Source organism: Vibrio sp. MOR3 (genome assembly GCF_001557775.1).
GTDB classification, from domain to species: domain Bacteria; phylum Pseudomonadota; class Gammaproteobacteria; order Enterobacterales; family Vibrionaceae; genus Vibrio; species Vibrio jasicida.
Window position 1 is genome coordinate 46117 of the sequence record NZ_LNRD01000025.1, and the last position, 6952, is coordinate 53068.

The following is a 6952-nucleotide window of genomic DNA, read 5'->3' on the forward strand; positions in this document are numbered from 1 at the left end:
AGTAAGATTTAGAATAAGCCAGCTAGGCGATTAAGATCAGATTGAATCGCACCGGCCGTCACTTCACGTCCTGCGCCTGGACCACGAATCACTAACGGGTTATCTTTGTACCATTTACTCTCAATTGCGAAAATGTTGTCACACGGTAGTAAGTTCGCTAAAGCATGCTCTCGTGATAGTGCCTCAACTCCTACCGTTGCTTTACCGTTACGCTCGAGACGGGCGACATAACGTAGCACTTGGTCGTTTCTTTGAGCTTTAGTTAGGCGCTCTTGCAGGATTTCACTTAAGGTATCACCTTGGTCAAAGAAAGCGTCTAGGCTCAAATCTCGCAACTCTTCTGGTACCAACGATTCGACCTTCACACTTTCAGGTTCAATATCCAAACCAGACTCACGAGCTAAGATAACCAACTTTCGCATCACATCAGAACCATCTAAATCTGAGCGAGGATCGGGCTCAGTCAAACCTTGCTGCCATGCTAAGTCGACTAGTTCAGTAAATGGTACCGAACCATCAAATTGTTGGAATAGCCAAGATAGCGTACCTGAGAAGATACCCGACAGTGCGACAATCTCGTCACCGCTTTCACGCAAATCTCGAACGGTGTGATTTATTGGTAGCCCCGCACCAACCGTCGCGTTGTATAGCCAATGACGGCCAATCTTAGCGAAAGCATCTTGTACTTGATGGTAATACTGACTATCAGCTGAACCTGCCACCTTGTTCGCCGAGATAAGATGAATACCTTGCTGTGCAATTTCTACATAACGTGCCGCCAGATCTTTACTCGCAGTGACATCCAGTACCACCGCTTCGTCGAAATTTTGAATCGCACCGAGCTTAGTTAGCCAATTGCTATCATTCTCTATGCTTTCATCATCAAAGCGCTGAGCAACCGTTGCTGCATCAATCCCGTTTTCATCAAACCAGTAAGTTTGGCTATCTACCACCGCCACTAAATCAAAGCTCATGCCGTGGCGTTTTTCGAGCTCTTCTTTTTGCTCTGCGAACAGTGATAACCAACTTGAACCAATATTACCTTTACCACACAAGGCAACCGCTACGCGCTTTTGCGCTTGAAACAGCTGACTATGAATACTTTGTACTAACTCTTCCACTTCGGCTCGGCGTAATACTGCGACGAGACTCAGCCCTGATTGTGCCTCTGAGATAAATTCAACCGGAGAGTCTTTTAACTGCTGATAAAAACCAAAGCAATGATTGGCGTTTTTCGTGACCCCTGCACCTACCGCTGCGAGCAGTGAGTAACCCTCTTTCAGTTTAATTTCAGCTTCAACCGCCAACTCTTGAAGGTAAGCCAATGCACCACCGGCTATCTCGGACGTGTACGCTAAGCGCAATGTTTGTTGGTCTTCTTGCGCTTCAAATGCTAGTGGCTCTAATTGAGCGCGCTTTAACGCTTGCAACACTTCTTTCTGCGCTCGCTCAAAATCATGACCATGCACAAATGAAAGTTGCACGAGTAACACTTCATCAAGAGAGGTAATGATTTTAGCGCCACGACCAGATGCTAATACACGCTCAATTCGGGTTGAGCCAGACTCCGGTTGATAGCTGCATTTGAGGTTCAAATCCATCGTACTTTGAGCAACAGGTTGAAGCGTGCGACTGTGCAATACCGGAGCAGCTAAGCGAGCAAGTTCACTTGCTTCATCTAAACGCAGTAGGGGCAACAAGCATGCATCAGAGACTAAACGTGGATCCGCACTATACACACCTGCGACATCACTCCAAATAGTAACAGTACTAGCTTCTGCCAGTGCACCAATGACCGTAGCCGAGTAATCAGAACCATTACGGCCTAACAGTACTGTCTCTCCCGCCTCATTCTGTGCCATAAAACCTGTGATAATCACTCGCTGATGATTATGTTGTGCCAATGCTTCTTTAATTAGAGCGTAAGAACGAGCGCGGTCGACTTCTGGCTGTGTACCTACTTCTGCACGTAAAAAGGTACGAGAGTCTTGTGCAACCGCAGGCAAACTCTGCTGCGACAGCAATGCAGCAAGTAAGCGTGAAGACCATACCTCACCATGTCCAAGCACTGCGGCTTTTTGAGCTTCTGTTAACGGAGCCGTTAACTCTGCTAGAGTACTGAATTCATCTTGAAGGGAAGCAAGCAGTTGCGTCTGTGCCTCACCTGTTAACAAAGCTTCTACCAATTCAGTTTGGAAGTGTCTCAAGCTTTGTAATGCTTCATGCGCAACACGACCGTCTTTATCTAAACCTTCAAGAAACTCGATCAAGCGATTGGTGGTTTTCCCTGCCGCAGACACCACGACTAAATCATTTTCGGCTGAATACTCTTTTAGTATTTCAACCACACGTAAATAGCATTCGGGGTTGGCTAAACTGCTGCCGCCAAATTTATGCAGCTGACGTTGTACACTCATGACTTTTCTCTCTCCCGATTACTGTGCTGCTTTTAAAAATGCTTGCTCAAGATCGGCGATCAAATCCTGTGCATCTTCAAGACCAACGGATAAGCGCAGTAACTGTTGAGAAACACCAGCTTCAGCTAATGCCGCTTCCCCCATCGCGCGATGTGTCATCGATGCAGGATGACAAATCAAGCTTTCAACCCCACCCAAGGACTCAGCTAACGAAAACAATTCCAGCTCTTTTACAAACACTTTGAGCTGTTCAAATGATCCTGCGAATTCGAAGCTCAACATAGAGCCAAAACCGGATTGCTGCTTCTTGGCGATGTCATGTCCAGGATGCTCTGGCAAACTTGGGTGATAAATCTGTGCAACTAACGATTGAGTCTGTAAGTAAGCAAGTACATCTTGAGAACTTTCTTCATGAACTCGCATTCGCGCACCCAGCGTACGAATTCCTCTTAATGTCATGTAACTGTCGAATGGTGTTCCCGTCGCCCCAATGCAATTGCCCCACCACGCCAGCTCTTCTGCATGCTCTTCACTCTTAGTGATCACCACACCACCAATAACGTCGGAGTGACCGTTAATGTATTTCGTCGTAGAGTGGATAACAAAATCCGCACCTAGCTCCAAAGGCTTTTGGTACACAGGTGTCAAAAAGGTATTGTCCACGGCAACCAGTGCACCGACTTGTTTTGCCTTTTCACACACAGCGGCAATATCGACCACGCGCACAAGCGGGTTTGACGGTGTTTCTAGCAAGATAAGCTTTGGTTTTTTCGCAATCGCCGCATCAAGAGCTTGCTGATCCGACTGATCGACAAACTGCACTTTAAAATCACCCTTGCTCGCACGAGTATTGAAAAGACGATAGGTACCGCCGTAGCAATCGTGCGGCGCTACAATTAGATCATCAGGACCAAGAAACGTCGATACCCAAAGGTTTAATGCTGATGTACCACAGTTAGTAACAACCGCTCCTTTGCCTGATTCAAGCTCGTACAATGCTTGCTCTAGTAAGCCTCGGTTAGGGTTACCAGAACGGGTATAATCGTATTGAGGCACTTCACCAAATGCAGGGAAGCCATAGTTAGTAGAAAGGTAAATAGGTGGTACAACAGCGTTGTATTGGCTGTCTGACTCGATACCAGTGCGTACAGCAATGGTCGCAGGCTTACGGGTGCTCATGGGTGTATCCTTTCACGGGTGGTGACATCTAAATGGGAATGCGCTATATCTAGCTTGTATTGCTCAATTGATTAACACTCTTCCCTAACTATTAACCTCACTTTACTTGTCTAAAAATGAGACGTCAACACTTCTAGACGTCTATATGTCTTTGCTTATGGCAGTAAATGCAGCTAAAATCAGCACCTATATTTATTTTTCTAACTTATTACATTAATGAAGGTGCGCAATGGCTGACTGGAATGGCGAATACATTAGCCCGTATGCTGAGCACGGTAAAAAAAGCGAACAAGTGAAAAAGATTACCGTCTCAATCCCGCTAAAAGTTTTAAAAGTGCTGACTGATGAGCGAACACGCCGCCAGATCAACAACTTACGCCATGCGACTAACAGTGAACTACTGTGTGAAGCGTTCCTACACGCTTACACAGGTCAACCACTGCCAACTGATGAAGATTTGCGTAAAGACCGTCCAGACGATATTCCTACCGAAGCAAAAGCAATCATGACAGCGATGGGAATCGAATTCGAAGCATTCGACGAAGAATAATTGCTTACAAATTCGTCGATGATAGAAGCTGTGCTGGGGACGGTTTCCAAGAACAAAAAAAGGGACGCGAGAGCGTCCCTTTTTTATTTTTAAATTTTACTTTACCACTATTGAGCCATGTAATTCTCTGGCATTTCAATACGTGCCACACCAGAGTCAACCGCAGCTTGAGCCACCGCTTTTGCCACGCGTGGTAGTAGGCGTGAATCCATTGGCTTTGGAATGATGTAGTCAGTTCCGAACTCTAGCTTATCGACGCCAGCTGCTTTTAATACCGCTTCCGGTACTGGCTCTTTCGCCAATTCACGAATCGCGTCAACCGCAGCCAGTTTCATTTCATCATTGATCTCGCTTGCACGAACATCCAATGCGCCACGGAAGATGAATGGGAAACACAATACGTTGTTTACTTGGTTCGGGTAGTCACTGCGACCTGTACCCATGATCAAGTCATCACGCACTTCGTGAGCCAATTCAGGTTTGATTTCTGGATCTGGGTTTGAACATGCGAACACAACTGGCTTGTCTGCCATGAGCTTCAATGCTTCTGCAGGTAGTAGATTTGGACCCGATACACCCAAGAAAAGATCTGCACCTTCAATCACATCTTCCAACGTGCGCTTATCTGTGTTGTTAGCAAACAGCTGTTTGTATTCATTGAGATCATCACGACGCGTGTGGATCACCCCTTTACGATCCAGCATGTAGATCTTCTCGCGCATCGCGCCACATTTGATCAACAGCTCCATACACGCGACTGCCGCCGCACCCGCGCCTAAACAAACAATCGTTGAGTCTTCGAGCTTCTTACCTTGCAGCTCGATTGCATTCAACATACCTGCTGCCGTTACGATCGCTGTACCGTGTTGATCGTCATGGAATACTGGCACGTCACAGCGCTCAATCAGACGCTTTTCAATCTCAAAACAATCTGGTGCTTTGATATCTTCTAGGTTGATACCACCGAATGTATCAGCAATGTTTGCTACTGTGTCGACAAATTCATCGATCGTGCGGTGTTTTACTTCGATATCAATTGAGTCTAAACCAGCAAAGCGTTTGAACAATAGCGCTTTACCTTCCATTACTGGTTTAGAAGCCAGCGGGCCAAGATTACCAAGACCAAGAATAGCCGTGCCGTTAGAAATAACCGCAACCATGTTGCCCTTCGCTGTGTACTTATACACGTTGTCAGCGTTCTGTGCGATTTCACGTACAGGTTCTGCAACACCAGGGCTGTATGCAAGAGCAAGGTCATTTGCAGTTTCAGCAGGCTTAGTTAGCTCTACGGCAATTTTTCCTGGGGTTGGATATGCATGGTAATCCAATGCTTGTTGGCGGCGTTCTTCTTCTGGGGTGACTTCTTGGCGATTGTCTTCAGACATGGATCGTTTCTCTTTGTTATTTTTCGGTAAGGGGGAATAAATTCTAAAGGATAGAAGTCAAACTTCATAGGCTAGATTGCGAGCGATATCCTTAAAAGGGCCGATAATAAAAGAGATTAGACCAGATATTAGTGATGAGCACCCTGTTTACAGGTCAGGTGCTCTTTTTATCACTTGGTTTGGATAGGAAAACAGCGAAATATAATCTCACTCTTCATCGACATATTGTGCTTGTAGGTAATTTTCTATACCTGACATCTGGATCAAACCGAGTTGAGTCTCAAGCCAGTCAACGTGCTCTTCTTCGTCTTCAAGAATATCTTGAAACAGATCTCTAGAGACATAATCGCGAATATCCTCAGCGTAAGCGATGGCATCTTTCAAATCTGGAATGGCGGCCATCTCAAGTTTAAGGTCACACTCAAGCATTTCTTTGGTATCTTCACCGATCATAAGTTTGCCGAGGTCTTGTAAATTAGGTAACCCCTCAAGGAACAGAATACGCTCGATCAAGTGATCAGCATGTTTCATTTCATCGATCGACTCGTGGTATTCCTTATCTGCGAGATGCTTTAATCCCCAGTCTTTATACATACGGGCATGCAGAAAATATTGGTTGATCGCGACGAGCTCGTTACCGAGTATCTTATTGAGATGTTGAATAATGATTGGATCGCCTTTCATGGCAAAGCCCTCCTCTTTGGCTTCATTTAAATGTAGAAGCAAATGAGAAGGTGTCAAAAAGGCTCAGCTAATATTTAGCTAGCTTGTTTCAGCATTAGGTATTCAGTTTCAGCTAAAATTTCTTTCGCTTGCTTGATGCACTTGCCGCATTGACTTCCCAATGCCGTACATCTTTTAATTCCTTTTATATCTGTTACGCCTTCATCTATCGCCAACTTCCTAATTTTCTTGTCAGAGACGCCATGGCAAAGACAAACGTACATATTCACTACCTTTAAATTTCACTATGGAATGAAATATAAACAAGAATCGTTCTTGTTACCAGTTGTATTAAAGCGAATTACAGAACGTTTTGTTATAACGATTTGAACGATTTTGGCGGCTTTCAGTGACTTAGAGGGGTACTAAAAAAGAAGAGGAAGTTAGGTAAAAATAAGGTCATGTTTTTCATAAACAAAACGCATGACTAAGAATGACTGGCTTATAACCATATTGAAAAGAGGAATAGCAGATATAAAAAAGGGAAGCCTTAGCTTCCCTTTTTCTAGCGCTTTCTTCAAGAAGAAGAAGAGTGCAAGATTTTGCTCAATTCGTTAAGAATTATGCGAAGATCTTAGCAACAACACCAGCACCTACAGTACGGCCACCTTCACGGATAGCGAAACGTAGACCTTCGTCCATTGCGATAGGAGCGATTAGTTCAACAACCATTTGGATGTTGTCGCCAGGCATTACCA

6 protein-coding genes and 1 pseudogene are annotated in these 6952 nt (G+C 45.0%); 1 reads left to right on the top strand and 6 read right to left on the bottom strand.

The window, feature by feature from the left end:
• Positions 1–8 precede the first annotated feature (8 nt).
• Entirely contained in the window at positions 9–2417 is a 2409-nt protein-coding gene (locus ATB76_RS25910) for a bifunctional aspartate kinase/homoserine dehydrogenase II (protein ID WP_038873699.1), read from the bottom strand.
• Between the two features lie 18 nt (positions 2418–2435).
• On the bottom strand, positions 2436–3596 hold the full coding sequence (locus ATB76_RS25915) for an O-succinylhomoserine (thiol)-lyase (RefSeq protein WP_038876053.1): 1161 nt from the start codon (positions 3594–3596) through the stop codon (positions 2436–2438).
• A 229-nt stretch (positions 3597–3825) separates the two neighbouring features.
• On the opposite strand from ATB76_RS25915, the gene metJ reads away from it, so the two are divergent.
• On the top strand, positions 3826–4146 hold the full coding sequence (gene metJ, locus ATB76_RS25920) for a met regulon transcriptional regulator MetJ (protein WP_038873704.1): 321 nt from the start codon (positions 3826–3828) through the stop codon (positions 4144–4146).
• A gap of 107 nt (positions 4147–4253) precedes the next feature.
• On the opposite strand, the gene ATB76_RS25925 is transcribed toward metJ, so the two are convergent.
• From ATB76_RS25925 to tuf, 4 genes and pseudogenes are all read right to left on the bottom strand, one after another.
• Entirely contained in the window at positions 4254–5531 is a 1278-nt protein-coding gene (locus tag ATB76_RS25925) for a malic enzyme-like NAD(P)-binding protein (RefSeq protein WP_038873706.1), read from the bottom strand.
• 207 nt (positions 5532–5738) lie between these two features.
• Positions 5739–6215 (bottom strand): bacterioferritin, encoded by a 477-nt coding sequence (bfr, locus tag ATB76_RS25930; protein ID WP_038873709.1) that lies wholly within the window; start codon positions 6213–6215, stop codon positions 5739–5741.
• Positions 6216–6289: 74 nt separating this feature from the next.
• Positions 6290–6478: a bacterioferritin-associated ferredoxin gene (locus tag ATB76_RS25935; protein WP_038873712.1), complete on the bottom strand. Its 189-nt coding sequence runs from the start codon at positions 6476–6478 to the stop codon at positions 6290–6292.
• A 337-nt stretch (positions 6479–6815) separates the two neighbouring features.
• A pseudogene (gene tuf, locus ATB76_RS27820) lies at positions 6816–6952 on the bottom strand (elongation factor Tu); the annotation flags it as partial.